Raw genomic sequence first — 17,421 nt, forward strand, 5'->3', positions numbered from 1 at the left:
CCAACCTTGTTTTTATCATCCGTTTTTCAACGATCTTTCTTACCGATTTGGTGTTTGAAACAAAAAGGAGAGTTCAGTTATACAGGAATGATGAGCAACATGATGTGCACAAATCTGGTGAATCATAGTTCAGAACCGTCAAAGGGGGAGGGGAGTTATCAATGTACCATAAAATGGACAATGGGCAGGAGGAATTATTTAACGAAACTATTGCTGACTACAGTGAGCGACTCCATAACGAGGATTTGACTCCTCCAAAGGAGCGAAAATGGGGTTTTTTCAGCTTGTTATCCATGTGGATGTCTGATGTACATAGCATTGGCGGCTATACATTTGCAGCTGGATTGTTCTTTCTTGGTTTGTCGGGTTGGCAAGTTTTCATAGCGATTATTCTGGGAGCTTTGCTTGTAAATTATTTTGTCAATCTCCTTTCTGTCCCTGGAACGAAAATGGGTTTGCCGTTCCCGGTGATGGCGCGTATTTCATTCGGTGTGTTCGGAGCTAATATACCTGCACTTATACGGGGAACGATTGCTGTTTTTTGGTATGGTATACAAACATACCTTGCCTCGAATGCCGTGGTAGGTGTAATGTTGCTACTTATGCCCAGTCTGGTTACCTTAAATGATACATCTTTTCTAGGACTTTCTTTATTGGGATGGATCGGCTTCCTGATTCTCTGGGTTTTGCAGCTTCTCATTGCGGTATATGGAATGGAGAAGATTCGCAAATTTGATAATTTTGCGGGTACTGCCGTATATGTGATGATGCTGTTCTTGCTCATTTGGATCGTTAAGAAAGCGAATGGAAATATCAACATAATGGACCATTTTGTTGAAGTGTCTAGAGGCAAACAAATTCATTCATTTTTTGCAGCCATCGCACTAGTAGTAGCGTATTTCTCAACACTGATGTTAAATGCCTGTGATTTTACACGTTTTTCAATGTCAACGAAAGTAACAAAACGCGGAAATTTCTACGGTATACCTGTCAACTTGACAGCATTTTCTTTGGCTGCTGTAGTGATCACGGCTGGTACCATAACCGTTTTTGGTAAAGCGATTGTCGATCCTGTTTTGATCGTACAAAAGATTGGGAATAGTGTGGTCAATTTTATTGCGGCTATTGTTTTTATAGTTGCTACGCTAGCCATCAATATTATCGCGAACCTTGTATCTCCTGCCTATGATTTTGCCAATGTAGCACCAAAATATATAAATTTCAAGAAGGGAACGATTATGACTGCCATTTTGTCCGTTCTAGTGATGCCCTGGAAAGTTTATGGGAGCCCTGTGGCTGTCAACTATTTTTTGGGAGGGCTTGGAGCTTTCCTCGGTTCCATTTTCGGAGTTATGCTTATGGATTATTACTTAATAAAGAAGCAAAAAGTGGATGTTCATTCTCTCTACAAGGAGGGTGCCGCTTCCCCTTATTGGTACAATAATGGCTTTAACTTGCGGGCGTTATCCGCTTTTATGATCGGTTCTACTTTCGCTGCAATTGCCGCGCTAGTTCCGATGCTTTCTTTTTTTGCTCCCTTTTCATGGTTTATTGGTGCAATGATTTCTGCCGTCGCCTACCGCGGATTAATGCAACGCAATCAACAAATAGTTGTGGATAAAACTCAATCTATATCTGTAATCGAGTAAAAGGGGGATTGGCGTGAAAGAAAGTAGTTACGATCTTATTATACGCAATGGGCAGATTGTTACCGAAGATGGAATATTTCAAGGGGACATTGCCGTGTGCGAGCAAAAAATCGTTCAAATTGGATCTATACCGTCAGGGAGAAAAGCCAAGCTAGAGATTGATGCTTTCGGTCTGCACGTCTTGCCCGGTTTGATCGATACCCATGTTCATATTAATGAACCCGGTCGGACGGACTGGGAAGGTTTCTACACAGGCTCCCGAAGTTTGGCTGCGGGGGGAGTCACAACTTTCTTTGATATGCCTCTTAATAGCAGTCCCCCGACTACATCGACATACGGATTTGAAGTGAAAAAAGAAGCCGCCATGCAAAAATCGATTCTTGATTTTGGCCTTTGGGGAGGACTGGTTCCGGGAAATCTTGATTCCTTGGAACCTCTCAAAGAGTTGGGTGTTATCGGATTCAAAGGTTTTATGTCCGATAGCGGCATCGATGAGTTCCTTCACGTAGACGATTGTACTTTATTTAAAGGAATGCAAAAAATTGCAAGGCTGGGTTCCATCCTGGCCCTCCATGCCGAAAGTGATGTCATTACGAAACAACTTGCCAATTGGCATCAATCACAAGGGAACTTGACCGCGCGAGATTATGTGTCTTCCCGTCCCGTTATATCAGAAATCGAAGCTGTAGGCAGGGCAGCGGCATATGCGGAAATTACGGGATGCAAGTTGCATATCGTACACGCAAGCAGTGGTAAGGTCATCAAGTATATAAGCGAAGCAAAACAAAGGGGGGTTGATATAACTGTTGAAACTTGCCCCCATTATCTGTCTTTTACCATTGAGGATCTGGAACGGCTTGGCGGAATGGCGAAATGTGCACCGCCTCTGCGGGAACGGGAGGATGTAGAATCGCTGTGGGAAGCTTTAAAATCCGGTGAAATTGATATCATCGGTTCAGATCATTCTCCTTCTCCTCCAGCAATGAAAGTTGCTTCGGATAACGGTGATTTCTTCAGTTTGTGGGGCGGAATATCGGGCGCACAGACAACCTTGAATGTTATGCTTGAGGAGGGGTATTGGCGGCGTGGAATTCCCTTGGAAGTCATTGTACGAGTAACAGCAACCAATCCGGCAAAACGTTTTGGTCTGTATCCTCGGAAAGGGACAATTGCCGTTGGAAGTGATGCTGACCTGACATTGGTCGATTTGCAATCTTCTTTTGTCCTAAAAAAATCCGATCTTTTGTATCGGCACCCGCAGAGTCCATATATTAGGAAAAAATTCAGAGGTAAGGTAACATATACCATTCTGAGAGGAAGAGTTGTTTTTCGGAGAGGCGATATAATGGATAACAATATCTCTGGACAAATGGTATAAATAAAGCTTTTGCTCTTCTATTAGGAGCTCCTTTTCTTTCATCGCTTAATGAATACGAAAAATGGTCTCTTTAGTATGGCCAAGCATGTATATAATCACTTTCGTTTTTCATTAAGATGATTCTACTTTAGTATCGAAATAAAAGGTTGTTTTTATAAACAGTTCGCGAATTCAATAGTGATGGATTTGAAGGTATAGGACTTTATTGTCCTATACCTTATTTTTGCTGAATGGTTCCATTTATTGGCCAAATGGACGATCATCCAATCCACTGGATTGGATCTAAAGCCATATTTTACCCAGTAGATGGCATGTATAGATACATTATGTCCGTACGAGCGTGATATGAGATATTACAACGGTTCCGTATAAAGGCGAGATTGAGCGGACCACTCTGATCCTCCTGATAATTCAATCATTCCGGTTTGTTCAAATGGAAGTGCGATATTAGGTGCGTTTACCATATTTGTTTGTGGTTCCGGGCAAAAAAATCCACTTTTTGCATCTTGATTAAACAGCATCCAAAAGCGAAATTCTGAACTTGTCTCATATATAAGAGAGATTTTTTCGCGTTGATCCGTTAACACCATTCGATTTTTTCCATCTTGGGCCACATAATGATGATCGAGTGGTTGATAGTACGGAGAAAAACCTTCTGTTGCGATTTTTTTCTCTTCTTCATTCAAAGGCAATAGATTTCCTGTTGGCAATGAGCGTTCATTCAATTCTACTCGATCTTTTATGGTCAATTGCAACGTATAATCTTCTGCCGTGCTGTTTTTTGAAAAAGGCGCCTTAATGGCTGTGTGGAAACCAATCATTAAAGGCATGGATTCTGAACCGTTATTGATGATTTTGACTTGTTGATTTAGGCCTTCTTTCGACAGAGTATATCGCAGATGCACATTAAAGCGATGCGGGAAATAACGAAAAACTTCGGATTGCTCGTCTACACTTTGTACTAATTCTATAAAACATTCTCGATCTGTGGATCCATGTTTAAATACTTCCCAAACAGCACTGTGAAAAAAACCGTGTAAATGATTATTCTTTGATTTTTCATTTATAGGAAAATGATACACTTTACCCGAAAAGGTAAAAGTACCGTCTTCTAAACGATTAGGTGGAAACAATACTGGAATGCCATATAAAAAAGGCTTTTGTTGAAAATCTTCCATTTCATGAATGGACGGTTCGCGAATAAAGTCATAATCCTTTTCTACATTTCGAAACGCAATCAGGTTTGCTCCAAACTTCGGAAGAATAACCGCTTGATATGGATCACAATTTAATTCATAAGCGTACATTCCATTAAAACGGGTTTCTTTGACAACATTTTTAGATACGCTGTTCATATCTTGTTTCTCCCCATTCATTTATTTGTATGAAAAGCCTCTGAATCCATAAGAAATTGATGAATCATAAAAGAGGCTGCCCCCAAAGCCGTAGCGTTACGATTTAACTGAGAAATATAAATCTGATGACTTTGATGAACATATCTAGAAATTCTGGAGGAAATCGTACTTTGTATAGAATTTAGCACAATGGGATTCGCTTCGATTAAATTGCTTCTTAAAACAACGGCTTCCGGATTAAAGGCATTGATAATATTGGTTAAACCGATTCCTAGATAATGTCCGAATGTTTCCAGCGCTTTTAACGCTTCCCCGTCATTTTCTTGAATCATTTTGCTCGCCTGTTCTAAAGTTACTTTTTCCATATTCTTTAATTGGGAAAGATTGTCGTAAAACGCTTTTTCTGATGCATACAGTTCCCAACATCCATAGTTTCCGCAGCCGCATTTTTTTCCATTGAAATCAATCGTCATATGCCCCATTTCACCGGAAAATCCGTCCGTTCCCCGATAAAGTTCATTGTTGACAATGATGCCGAGGCCAATTCCGGTTCCGATGCTCACATAGATGCTGTTTGTGCAATGCTTGATGGAACCAAACAATTTCTCGCCGTAAGCCCCGGCGTTTGCTTCGTTATCAATCAGGACTGGACAATGAAAATGGTTTTCCAATACAGTTTTCAAATCAACATCTTTCCACTTAGAGTTCGGAGTAAATAACACCAATTGATCTTTATTCACGAATCCATGAACGCCAACCCCAATCCCGATTATGCCATACGGCGATTTTGGGGCTTTGCTGGCCACCAATTGGATTCTTTCTAATAGAATGGGTTTGACTGCTTCGAACGAATTGTCAGAGATCTCATAGTAATCGCAATAAATGACGTTTCCTTCCAAATCCGTTAATAAAGTTAAAATATAAGTGACTCCTAAATCGACTCCGATGGCATAACCTGCCTCTTTATTAAAAACAAGCAATACAGGTTTTCTTCCTCCGCTTGATGAGCCTGTACCTATCTCAGATACAAGATTTTTTTCAATTAACAATGCGGTTTGAGAAGAAATGGTCGCTTTGTTCAGATTGGTTATTTTGGATAATTTCGCTCTTGAAACTGGATAATGGTTGATGATGTTTTTTAATATAATTTTTTGATTGTGGACCTTTACAAAAGTTTGATCCGCTGTTTTCATGAACATCCTCTTTCTTAGTTTGTATAGTCAATAAACGAACTAAATTTTCATTTTTATCTTTTTCTAGACATTTTTATTGTATCGTATTTTTTATTCAAAAAAAATATTGAATTTTAAAAATGGTGGTGCTAGTATGAAGATGTACTTAGTTTATTGGTTAAACAAAGTACGCATCAATATATTTTTTTTGATGTAATTTGAATTCGCTTTCATTATCTAAAACATTCAATCGAGGAGGTAACTTAAATGACTTACTTTCCTAATGTCGGCAAAATCAGTTATTCCGGAAATTCATTAAAAAGTGATCTCTCATTTCGTTATTACAATCCCGACGAAGTCATTGCGGGGAAAACGATGAAAGATCATTTACGTTTCTCGGTTGCTTATTGGCACACTTTTACCCAAGATGGATCTGATCCGTTTGGTTCTGGAACGATGATTCGTCCTTGGAATCATTTAAAAGGCATGGATTTAGCAAAAGCAAGAGTAGAAGCAGCTTTTGAATTTTTTGAAAAATTAGGCAATCCATATTTCTGCTTCCATGATCGCGACATTGCTCCTGAAGGGGATACGTTAAGAGAAACGAATAAAAATCTTGATGTGATCGTTTCCATGATAAAAGATTACATGAAAACTAGTCATGTAAAACTTTTATGGAACACTGCGAATATGTTTACAAATCCTAGATTTGTTCATGGAGCTGCCTCTTCTTGTAACGCCGATGTTTTTGCTTATGCTGCTGCACAAGTGAAAAAAGCGCTCGAAATCGCCAAAGAATTAGGCGCTGAAAACTATGTATTCTGGGGCGGTAGAGAAGGCTATGAATCATTGCTGAATACCGACATGAAATTTGAACAAGAGAATATGGCCAGATTCTTCCATATGGCGATTGATTATGCGAAAGAAATTGGTTTTGAAGGTCAATTTTTAATTGAACCTAAACCAAAAGAACCTACGAAACACCAATATGATTTTGATGCGGCCACTACGATCGCATTCTTGAAAACGTATGATTTAGACAAAGACTTTAAATTGAATCTGGAAGCGAACCACGCAACATTAGCGGGACATACATTTGAACATGAAATTCGCGTAGCCAGAATCCACGGACTTCTTGGTTCATTGGATGCCAACCAAGGGGACCCGCTTCTTGGATGGGATACAGACGAATTTCCAACGGACTTGTATGCAACGACTCTTACGATGTATGAAGTTCTTAAAAATGGCGGTCTCGGAAAAGGCGGATTAAACTTCGATGCCAAGCCGCGTAGATCTTCCTTTATGCCTGATGATTTATTCTACTCTCATATCGCCGGAATGGACAGCTATGCTCTAGGTTTAAAAGTAGCGAATCGACTCATTGAAGATCGTGTTTTTGATGATTTCATCGAAGAACGCTACAGCAGTTATAAAGAAGGCATCGGCGCCGAAATTGTTTCAGATCGTTCCTCTTATCATATCTTGCTCAACCGCTGTTTCTGGTTGTAAACACCGTATTTCATCCGTGAATACTCCCCTCAATCACCCTTTTCAAACTACTCTCCAATCGGTTTGCTTTTGTTCACCAAAAAACAACGTGAAGTGTGTATTTCGGTCTACCAGAAAGATTGGATAGAATCCTTTCCGATCGTTCTTCCTTCTGTACAGTTTTGTCAGCCAAACCACTTTTCGCTATGAAAGCTATTAAGCACTCTTTCCAACCATCGTTTTTAAGATATCATATATCCGCATGAAGAGGAGTTTTTTGAATTTTCTTACAAATTTATAGGCAGGTTAAAAGCCTTCAAGGGTAAACTTGTCCCCTATTATGAACAGTCGTTTGGGCATTGAAGAAGGCCGTTGTATTTTATTCGGTTAATGTATTTTTGGGGAAAGTGTTGATCACAACAATGAGCTGAATGGATACAATTCCTTAACAATTTCTTAATAAACGGGTCAAGTGTATTAGACAAATCTTTTTATAAATCATAATTTATAGAAAGCGTAATGGCTGATGAATTCCCATGGATGACTTAAAACGCCCAACTTCAGAAGACAAAATCGAAGATGTCTTGACAAACTTTACACAAGATGGACGATATAGCAATCCCATGAAGATTCATTTTGATTTTATAGGAGGGATATAGTGGAGAAGACTTTCATTGAACCATGGGAAGTGAATGAAACCACTCATGAGTTTTTTGTACCTGACTATATTAACAAGTTGGCAGATAAAGTTTTAAAGCATTATGATTTTTCGGTAAAAAGCATGCAGGTCGTGACAACGAAACCTGATAAAGGGGGATGTATTTGGAAGATTGAAACGAGCAAGGGACCGAAAAGCTTAAAGCTGTTGCATAGAAGACCAACCAGGAGTTTATTTAGCCTGGGAGCTCAAGAATATTTAGTTGATGTTCGGCATGCCAGAGTACCGCCCATTGTCAAGACGAAAGATGGAGCCAATTATGTCGAGGCGGGAGGGAAGCTATGGTTCGTCGCAGAGTGGATTGAGTCGTTAACACCTGTTACAAAAGATTTAGAGGGAGCCAAATTGCTTTGTTCCGCACTAGGTGAATTTCATCGATTAAGCAAAGGCTATGTCCCCCCGCGCCAAGCAGAAACAGCTTCAAGATTGCACAAATGGCGAAGCAATTATGAAAACGTCATTATGAAAATGGATTGGTTTCGAAACATTGCTAAAGCTTATAAAGAGCTTCCCGCAAGTTCGTACTTATTAGACGTGGTAGATGAATTTGAAAAGCAAGCTCGAAGAAGTCTGGAAAGACTGGATCAATCTAAGTATTATGAATTAGTCAAACATGGCAATTCCCATTGGGGCTTAGTTCATCAGGATTATGGATGGTCTAATGGCCAAATGGGCAAGAACGGGATGTGGATTATCGACCTTGACGGTGTTGCCTATGATCTCCCGATTCGTGATTTAAGAAAGCTGATTTCAGGAACCATGGCGGACTTATATAAATGGGATGCAAAGTGGATAAGAGAGATGATTAAAGCCTATCATGAATCAAATCCCATCTCTCCTGAATTATATGAGATTCTTATGATTGATTTATCACTTCCGAATGAATTCTATAAAAATATAAAAGAAGTTGTGTATGAACCTGAATTGTTTCTAAATGAACAAACTGTACAATTAATGAAAACCATTATCGAAACGGAAGAGACTAAATGGCCGGTCTTGGAGGAAATTCAAAATGATTGGAAGAGAGTGAAATGACATGAAAATTTTGATGATCTGTACGGAAAAGCTCCCTGTGCCTCCCGTACGCGGAGGAGCGATTCAAACTTATATTTCCGGTGTTCTTCCACATTTAAGCAAGCATCATGATATTACCGTTTTAGGGACTGATGATCCTTCTCTTCCTGATCAAGAAACTGTAGACGGCATTCATTATGTACGTGTACCGGGAAAAATCTTCGAAATATATCGAGAAGGTGTGATTCGATATGTTGAATCAAACTCATTCGACCTTATCCACATTTTTAACCGTCCACGCCTTGTCATTCCTGTCCGTAAGGCCGCTCCTCATTCTAAGATAACTTTAAGCATGCACAATGATATGTTCAATGCAGAAAAAATCGATTCAGAAGAAGCAACCGCAGCTTTGGAAGAAGTTTCTGGTATTGTTACGGTCAGTGATTATGTTGGGAATGTTATACGTCAACTTTATCCACAAGCATCGTCAAAGATTCGCACGATTTATTCAGGAGTAGATATCGAGAGATTTTTACCTGGAAGTCATCCAAAGATGCAAAAAAAACGCAAGGAAATTCGAAAAGCGAATGGTTTAGAGGGCAAAACGGTGCTTTTATTCGCCGGAAGGCTTTCACGCAATAAGGGGGTCGATAAATTAGTTAGAGCCTTGCCTGAACTTTCAAGAAAATTCAAAGATTTAGCGCTCGTTATTGTAGGCAGCAATTGGTTTAGCCAAAATAACATAACCGATTATGTGGCTTACGTACGAGCATTAGCCAAAAAGCTGCCAGTGCCGGTTATAACAACAGGCTTTGTGGCACCGGATGAAATACAGAATTGGTTTGCTGCAGCTGATTTATTTGTATGTACTTCGCAATGGCAAGAACCGCTAGCTCGGGTGCATTATGAAGCAATGGCAGCAGGACTTCCGATCGTCACTACCGCACGGGGCGGCAACCCGGAAGTCATTCATTCAGGAGAAAATGGTCTTGTTGTAGAGAACCCTGAAGATCCCAAAGATTTCGTAGCAAAAATCTCCCGAATTTTATCTGACAAATCTTTAATGAAAAAAATGGGAGAAAGAGGAAGAGAACTGGCTGTTTCCCAGTATCAATGGGATCGGGTGGCATCCGAGATACTGGAGGTTTGGAGTCAAGCAAATCATGCGATTCCAACTTCAGACACTGAACAAGAAAATACAGAAAAAACGAGTGCAAATGAAGTGAAACATAAAAAGGATAAAGAATCGGAATATGAAGTGAAACATAAAAAGGATAAAGAATCGGAACCTGAAGATAAGATTAAATACACCATATTGGATGTGGATGGAGAAACCGTTAGAAAAAGCATATGGTATTCCAAGCACTATAAACGTAGCCATGATAATAGGCATACACGCAGACGTCATAAAAGAAGTTCCCACAGCTATAGTAATAGGCGTACACACAGGCGCAAAAAAAGACGCGGACGAGGAGACAGTACGAGCCGAAGACGCAGAGACAGTTAAAATGGCATATGGTTTCCCAAAACTTATGATGGCTGGAAAGAAGCATTATTAGTTTCTGTAACTGGATAGTTGACTTACCAAAAGGCAATAAGCAGCTATAAGAAATTGAGATACTGAGCAAATCTTTAAATACGTTTTGATATTTAAAATATATAAATCAATAAGTTAGGACTATCAAAAATAAAGATTTGTTTTAGAGAAGAGGTCAGGTTGATGATTCGGAAAGCGATAATACCGGCAGCAGGGCTGGGGACAAGGTTTCTTCCTGCAACAAAGGCATTGCCAAAAGAAATGCTTCCGATTGTGGATAAACCAACCATTCAATATATTGTCGAAGAGGCAATAGCTTCTGGAATAGAGGATATTATTGTCATAAGCGGACGCAGCAAACGTTCGATTGAAGATCACTTTGATAAATCGTATGAGCTAGAAGAAACTCTTTTTAAGAAAAACAAACAAATGTTGCTGAAAGAAGTACAAAAAATTTCAAATATGGCTAATATTCATTATATTCGTCAAAAAGAGCCGAAAGGACTTGGCCATGCCATATACTGTGCGAAAAGTTTTGTTGGAAATGAGCCATTTGCTGTATTGCTAGGCGATGACATCGTCGACTCTTCGAAGCCTTGTTTAAAACAATTGATGGAAGTTTATGATCGTTATCATTCATCCATCGTAGGCGTTCAGCCAGTAGACGAAGATGATGTTTCCAAATACGGCATTATAAAACCGAAAGGAAATGAGATCGAAGAAAATATCTTCAATATTGAAACGCTAGTAGAGAAACCAAAAAAAGATGAAGCTCCTTCTCGATTTGCCATTATGGGACGGTATATTTTAAGATCGGAGATTTTTGATATTTTGAAAGAGTTGCCGCCGGATTCCAATGGTGAAATTCAATTAACAGATGCCATTAAAATCATGAATCAATCGCAGACAGTATTAGCCTATCAATTTCAAGGTAAGCGCTATGATATCGGGAGCAAGGCCGGGTTTATACGTGCGACGATTGATTTTGCTTTACAGCGACCAGACTTGCAAGAAGACATATTAAAGTATCTGAAAGAAGTGATTGCCCCCAAAAATTTAAACAGTTAGAACAAAGGTCGGTATGAAGGACATGGGGCGATCTTAAAAAGTTTGAACACTTCGATTGACAAGAAGCTAATGAGTAGAGTGGAACAGTTTTCACTTAGTCAGAGTGGACACTTTGATCATTGATTTGGAATGAGTATCATCTCTATCATTAGACATAAAACTGTCGAGTGCAAGATCTTTCGCTAAAAATGGGAGTCAGCCGTATAAAATAAATGATCGAGTTCGTTGCTTCGTGTAAGAGTACGCTTATCATTTGTCATAACGATTCACTTACATTCCATTCTGTCCAGTTTGATTTCGTGGGTACATGAATATATACCCATTAGCTATATAACCACAGATTGCCCCGTTTTAAAGAAAAATAAAGGAATCGAGGTGAATCTTATGAATATAGCCGTTATTGGGGCAGGATATGTCGGAACTACAACCAGTGTAGCGTTTGCCAATTATGGACACAAGGTATATGTCATAGAGAATGACCAAGAAAAATTAAAAAAGTTAAAAAAGTCCATTCTCCCTTTTTATGAAGAGGGAATGGAGGAACTGTTAAAAAAACTTATTGCCGGCGGAAATCTTTTGTTTTTCCAAAATATAGAGGAAGTTATCGATCAAGTCGAAATTTTATTTATTACCGTCGGCACACCTTCCTTACCGAACGGAGAAGCGGATTTATCTTATGTAGAGGAAGCGGCACGACAGATTGGAAAGCTGATGAATGAATATAAAGCCATTGTCATTAAGAGTACCGTTCCAATCGGGACCGGTGATAAAATTCATAAAATCATAAAAGCTGAACTAAAAAAAAGAAACAAAGAAATTTCTTTTGATCTCATTTCGAACCCGGAATTTTTACGAGAAGGAAAAGCATTGCAAGATGCTCTGTATCCTGAGCGAATTGTGATTGGCTGTGAAACGGAGAAAGCCGAAAAGGTCATGAAAGATTTGTATAAAGAGATCAACTCACCCGTTGTGTTTACAACGATCAAAGATGCTGAAATGATCAAGTATGCCTCAAACGCGTTTTTAGCGACTAAAATTTCGTTCATCAATGAGTTGGCGCGACTTTGCGATAAAATTGGGGCCAATGTGATTCAAGTGGCAAAAGGAATGGGGTTAGATAGCAGGATTGGTCCTCATTTTCTCCAGGCAGGAATCGGGTATGGCGGATCTTGTTTTCCGAAAGACATAAAAGCATTGCTAGCATTGGCTTCTGCAAAGAAAACTCCTTTACAAATACTTCAGGCCGTATCAGATGTGAACCAAACCCAAGCACTATGGTTTATGAAAAAAGTAGAAAAAGCGTTGGGCTCGCTGTCAGGAAAGCGCATTGCGGTTTTAGGCCTTACGTTTAAACCTCAAACGGACGATATAAGAGAAGCATCCTCACTAAAAATTATACAATACCTCATCGAAAATCATTCCTACATTTCGGCATATGATCCACAAGGAACAGAACATGTAAAAAAGATATATCCTAACGTTCATTATACTCAAACCCCATTTGAAGCTTTAAAAGGAGCAGACGCGGTATTAATTGTAACGGAGTGGAAAGAAATCGTAGAAATAGACTGGAAAAAAGCAAAAAACGTTTTATCCCAACCATACGTATTCGACGGTAGAAATTGCCTGAACTCATCTGCATTGAAGAAATTAGGCTACCATTATGAAGGAGTAGGTACGCCTAGTTTTGATGTTTGAAAATGGCTCCGTTGAAAGATGAAAAATCTGGGCTTTATGGCGAAAAGCGCTTAGCTATATATATATCACGTAAGTTGATGAAAAATGATCCTTCATCCTGGCGTTTCACCCTTTCATCATATCCGCATCGGGGAAGGAGGTCCAAAAGGTGCAGAAGAATTCGAAATCTATTCTGGTTACTGGCTGTGCGGGCTTCATCGGGTTCCACTTGACGAAACGTTTGTTAGATGAAGGTTTTTATGTAATCGGGATAGACAATATGAATGATTATTACGATACAACCTTAAAATATGACAGATTAAAAATGGTTATGAACCATCCTCGTTTTCAATTTGTCAAAGGCTCTATTGAAAACATGGAATTACTGGAAAATCTTTTTTGTTGGTACGATTTTGATACTGTGGTCAATTTGGCTGCGCAACCGGGTGTAAGATACAGCTTGGAAAATCCACATAAGTATATCCAATCGAATATTGTTGGCTTTGCCAATATATTAGAATGCTGCAAAAAACATAAAATCCCTCATCTCATATATGCATCATCGAGTTCCGTCTATGGAAATAACAAGAAGATACCGTTCTCTGTAACCGATCGTGTCGACAACCCGATTAGTTTATATGCAGCAACTAAAAAAGCGAATGAGTTAATGGCTTATACGTATAGCCATTTGTATCATCTTCCTACAACAGGGTTGCGCTTTTTTACTGTCTATGGCCCTTGGGGGAGACCCGATATGGCTTTATTTAAATTTGCAAATGCCATTGTAAAACAGCAGCCAATCGAAATTTATAACTACGGAAATATGAAAAGAGACTTTACCTATATTGATGATATTACGGAATCCATTTTACGTTTAATCAATAAAGGGCCTTCTCCGGAATCTCCTTATAAAATTTATAACATAGGAAATAACCAACCCGTACAACTAAATGATTTTATTCAAGTACTGGAAAAACATTTAGGAAAGAAGGCAATCAAAAAGCTTTTGCCTATACAGCCCGGCGATGTTCCAGAAACATTTGCGGATATTGATGAATTAGTAAAGGATATCGACTATAAACCCCAAGTATCTATTGAGGAAGGAATCGAAAAGTTTGTCGAGTGGTTTAAAGATTATTATAAAATTAGCGAGTAGGTTAATAAAAGTAGAATTTAAGAGCTAAAAACTGCAGAAAAGAATCATTCTGCAGTTTTTATGTGCGCCCGGCATGTACATGAACTATAGGGTGTAAGTCCCGAACCCCGAAGACAGAAGTAGAGGTTAGCCAAGAGCAAGGGTGTCCGTGGTGACGCGGAATCTGAAGGAAGCTGGAGGCAAAACACCGGTCCGAGGAACACGAACCTCATATAAGGCTAGGTATGATGGAGTGAGTTTGCATAACAAAACAAAGCTCTTTCTGTCGAAGGTCATATCGAGTAAATGAGGCGGATAGATGGTGTGAAAGTGCATGTACTTACCCGGGGAGGTCTGGCGGATATGTGAAGTACTCTTCATAACCTACTTAGTGATAAGTAGCTGAACCGTCAGAAGTCAGCAGAGGTCATAGTATTAGTTGGTCTAGAACAACTAAGAAGGACCGAACAATTAAGAGAGAATAGCCCTTGGTATTCAGTGAGTCATGATGAACACAGAAGACGTAGTACCTCACTTGAGGGAGGAAGCGGTGAATCCCGTGGGAGACCTCTTGGAGGGTGGAGTGACCACTGGCATAAAGAGAACAGCTATTCACGGAAGTTATAAAGACTTGCGTCAATTATCTTAATTGAACCGCCGTATACGGAACCGTACGTACGGTGGTGTGAGAGGACGGGAGTTAATCGCTCCCTCCTACTCGATTTGACCATCTTATTTCAATTGTCCAGAAAGGTTGAATAGAAAACAGTGGAAAAAACGGTTTACTATTTTTTAAACTTTTCGGTTAATTCGTTATTTAAATAACTCAGATCTTCCGCCATTTGAGCGATCTGACGGGACGCTTTTGCAATCTCCCCGAAAGTTTGTTGAAAGTCTTCGATAAATGAAGCTAATCGATCGATTTTTTCCCCGCTGGATTTTACACTTGCAGCTTCGTCTTCAAACACTTGGATGATGCTTTCGTTCGCTTGACGGAATGCACTCGTTTCCTCGACGATACGCTGAAAAGCCGCTTCAAATTTTTGAATCGTTTGTTGAACGATATCGATATGATTCTGAATATAATCGAGAGACTGTTCCGTTTGCATGGCTAGCTTACGCACTTCATTGGCGACGACTGAAAACCCTTTTCCATGTTCGCCGGCGCGTGCGGCTTCAATATTTGCATTTAGGGATAAAATATTCGTCTGGTTGGAGATGTCTCTAATCGTGGTAACAATTTCATCGATTTTTTTTGAGCTGTCGGCTAGTTCAGTGGTGAGAGCTTTTGTTCCTTCAATTAATTGTGCAATGTTATCAAGTTTCGTTAATGTTTGGGCTACGTCTAATTTTCCGCTTTCTATTTTTGCGATCATTTCGCTTGACTGCGTTTGAATGGCGTTTATTTCATCGAACATTTCTTTGACGTATTTTTCCCGATCCGCGATAGAAGCAGTGGTTTCTTCAGCGTTGGAGGCAAGCATTGTAGACGACTCCGTTAGGCGATATTGGACTTTTTCGATTTCACTAAACTTCATCATGGAAGACGTGTACGCTTCAATATATGTCATTATGGCTATTTGTATATCGAACCAACACAGTTTCATGAAAGAGAGGTATACGTCTGTTGCTTTATGCGGCGGCAGTTCTTGCATCAGCATTCGCAGCACTTCGTTTTGAATGAAGGCATAAGCCCCGAGATACCATTCAGGGAATAGTTTGATACGATTATGAACCTGTCCGATCACTTTCCGTCGCAATACGTATTGTTCGCCAACTTCCCCCGACACCATGTCCAATAAATAGGCACGAAACGTTTGCTTTAAACGGTCAATCGTCGAATAGCTTTGGATAATTTGTATTAAGTTAGGCATGCTGCCGATGCGGTCGTAAAAAGCATCGACGATTTTGTATATGTGTTTCTCTAAAAGAGGACGGATATTAACTAAACGCTGCAAATCTTCAACGGTGAGTCCGACGAAAGACACTAGATTTTTATACTCTCCTTCAATAAGTTGTCGATAGTGCTCTTCGACGGCAGGGGATGACGGTGAAATGGACGAAGAAACGGATGAAACGCTCGGGGTATGTTTCTCTTTTTTCCAAAATAGCTGAAAAGTCCCTGTTTCATTTTGTATAAGCCGACATAAGAGATATTTTGACACCCGTGGTGCTAGATAAAACTCAGACAAGCATAAAAATAGCCCTTGCTGGCGGATCTCCAGTAGAATGAAAGTGTCACCCAACATTCGAAAGGAGAGATCCCCCATGCAAGAGCACTTTCATTTTACTACAGATCCAGCCAAACTTCAAAAACAATATGCCGCTATTTTCTGTTTTGTTTCTGCCCAACTGTCGTTGATTCAAATGTATCTTCATCGCCGCAACCGTCACTTGGTCAAGCAAGAAGACGAAGTGGTCATGGCGGTTCACCTTTTGGGGAAGCTGCTGGGCTTTTCTTCCGAACGAGCCTGGCATCGTTTTGTCACGGGAAATTTGTTCACAAACGGCTCGTTTCTTGAACGCTCCCGATACAACCGCCGCTGCCGGGCGCTTGGTTTCGCCATCAAATGGATCCGTCATGAGCTGGCGAAACGTGGCCAACACCATGCTTATGCGGTCGTCGACAGCTTGCCTCTTCCGTTGTGCCATCCCGCAAGAATGCAGCGCGTCAAGCGGTTTCGAGGGATCGCGGATATGGGGTATTGTGCTTCCAAAAAGCAATGGTACTACGGTTTCAAGCTGCATCTTCAAGTGACCAATCAAGGGCTGGCCATGGGCTATGTCGTGACGGAAGCGTCCTGCCACGACGTCAAAGCCGCTGAAACGGTGATGACTCAAATCCCTCATCCCTACAACTTTGGGGACAAAGGGTACATCAGCCACGCTCTTCGAGAAAAGCTGTACGAAGAACACCAAGCCGCGTTCTGGACACCGTCTCGACACAATCAAAAGCACGGCCCATCCAAGGCATGGGAAGAATGGATCAGGAAAAAACGCAAAGTCATCGAGACGGTGTTTTCGATTCTCGTAGACCAATACCGGATCACCGACATTCGAGCGAATTCCATGGCCGGTTTTGAAGTGGCACTCGATGGCATCTTGTTGGCTTATTCCTTGGTCACACTAGGGCTGGTTGAGCGCTGACACTCAACTAGCACCACGGGTATTTTGACATATAGTTTCCTCCAAAATCATCATTTTCCAAACAAATTATACATTGCCGGCGG

12 protein-coding genes are annotated in these 17,421 nt (G+C 40.2%); 9 read left to right on the forward strand and 3 right to left on the reverse strand.

Translation table 11 applies throughout. The annotated features are described in order from the left end of the window. Positions 1 to 161: 161 nt before the first annotated feature. Both N1I86_RS15695 and N1I86_RS15700 read left to right on the forward strand, forming a co-directional pair. On the forward strand, positions 162 to 1,649 hold the full coding sequence (locus tag N1I86_RS15695) for an NCS1 family nucleobase:cation symporter-1 (RefSeq protein WP_341097121.1): 1,488 nt from the start codon (positions 162 to 164) through the stop codon (positions 1,647 to 1,649). A 13-nt stretch (positions 1,650 to 1,662) separates the two neighbouring features. Beyond that, on the forward strand, positions 1,663 to 3,027 hold the full coding sequence (locus tag N1I86_RS15700; protein WP_341097123.1) for an allantoinase: 1,365 nt from the start codon (positions 1,663 to 1,665) through the stop codon (positions 3,025 to 3,027). A 353-nt stretch (positions 3,028 to 3,380) separates the two neighbouring features. On the opposite strand, the gene N1I86_RS15705 is transcribed toward N1I86_RS15700, so the two are convergent. Beyond that, positions 3,381 to 4,382 carry an aldose 1-epimerase gene (locus N1I86_RS15705; protein WP_341097125.1) on the reverse strand — a complete coding sequence of 334 codons (1,002 nt, stop codon included), beginning with the start codon at positions 4,380 to 4,382 and terminating at the stop codon, positions 3,381 to 3,383. A gap of 17 nt (positions 4,383 to 4,399) precedes the next feature. Next, positions 4,400 to 5,575 (reverse strand): ROK family protein, encoded by a 1,176-nt coding sequence (locus tag N1I86_RS15710; RefSeq protein WP_004439881.1) that lies wholly within the window; start codon positions 5,573 to 5,575, stop codon positions 4,400 to 4,402. A gap of 246 nt (positions 5,576 to 5,821) precedes the next feature. Here N1I86_RS15710 and xylA point away from each other — a divergent pair, with 246 nt between their 5' ends. The 6 genes from xylA to N1I86_RS15740 all read left to right on the forward strand — a co-directional run bounded on the left by xylA (position 5,822) and on the right by N1I86_RS15740 (position 14,212). After that, positions 5,822 to 7,063 carry a xylose isomerase gene (xylA, locus tag N1I86_RS15715; protein ID WP_445662267.1) on the forward strand — a complete coding sequence of 414 codons (1,242 nt, stop codon included), beginning with the start codon at positions 5,822 to 5,824 and terminating at the stop codon, positions 7,061 to 7,063. 637 nt (positions 7,064 to 7,700) lie between these two features. Then, positions 7,701 to 8,795: a CotS family spore coat protein gene (locus tag N1I86_RS15720; protein WP_341097127.1), complete on the forward strand. Its 1,095-nt coding sequence runs from the start codon at positions 7,701 to 7,703 to the stop codon at positions 8,793 to 8,795. A 1-nt stretch (position 8,796) separates the two neighbouring features. Then, positions 8,797 to 10,281, forward strand: coding sequence for a glycosyltransferase family 4 protein (locus N1I86_RS15725; RefSeq protein WP_341097129.1), 1,485 nt, complete (start codon positions 8,797 to 8,799; stop codon positions 10,279 to 10,281). Between the two features lie 210 nt (positions 10,282 to 10,491). Further along, a complete protein-coding gene (gene galU / locus N1I86_RS15730) occupies positions 10,492 to 11,379 on the forward strand; it encodes a UTP--glucose-1-phosphate uridylyltransferase GalU (RefSeq protein ID WP_341097131.1) in 888 nt (295 codons plus the stop codon). Between the two features lie 369 nt (positions 11,380 to 11,748). Then, the gene (locus N1I86_RS15735) at positions 11,749 to 13,077 is read left to right on the forward strand and encodes a UDP-glucose dehydrogenase family protein (RefSeq protein WP_341097392.1); all 1,329 of its coding nucleotides are present in this window, start codon (positions 11,749 to 11,751) and stop codon (positions 13,075 to 13,077) included. A 148-nt stretch (positions 13,078 to 13,225) separates the two neighbouring features. Then, complete coding sequence (locus tag N1I86_RS15740; RefSeq protein ID WP_341097133.1) at positions 13,226 to 14,212, forward strand: NAD-dependent epimerase; 987 nt, start codon at positions 13,226 to 13,228, stop codon at positions 14,210 to 14,212. A 764-nt stretch (positions 14,213 to 14,976) separates the two neighbouring features. On the opposite strand, the gene N1I86_RS15745 is transcribed toward N1I86_RS15740, so the two are convergent. Continuing rightward, positions 14,977 to 16,356, reverse strand: a complete 1,380-nt coding sequence (locus tag N1I86_RS15745) for a globin-coupled sensor protein (RefSeq protein ID WP_341097394.1) — start codon at positions 16,354 to 16,356, stop codon at positions 14,977 to 14,979. A 103-nt stretch (positions 16,357 to 16,459) separates the two neighbouring features. Here N1I86_RS15745 and N1I86_RS15750 point away from each other — a divergent pair, with 103 nt between their 5' ends. Beyond that, entirely contained in the window at positions 16,460 to 17,338 is an 879-nt protein-coding gene (locus N1I86_RS15750) for an IS982-like element ISGsp1 family transposase (protein WP_004439648.1), read from the forward strand. Positions 17,339 to 17,421: the final 83 nt, after the last annotated feature.

The organism is Bacillus sp. FSL W8-0116, assembly GCF_038003825.1.
GTDB classification, from domain to species: Bacteria; Bacillota; Bacilli; order Bacillales; family DSM-4216; genus Bacillus_O; species Bacillus_O smithii.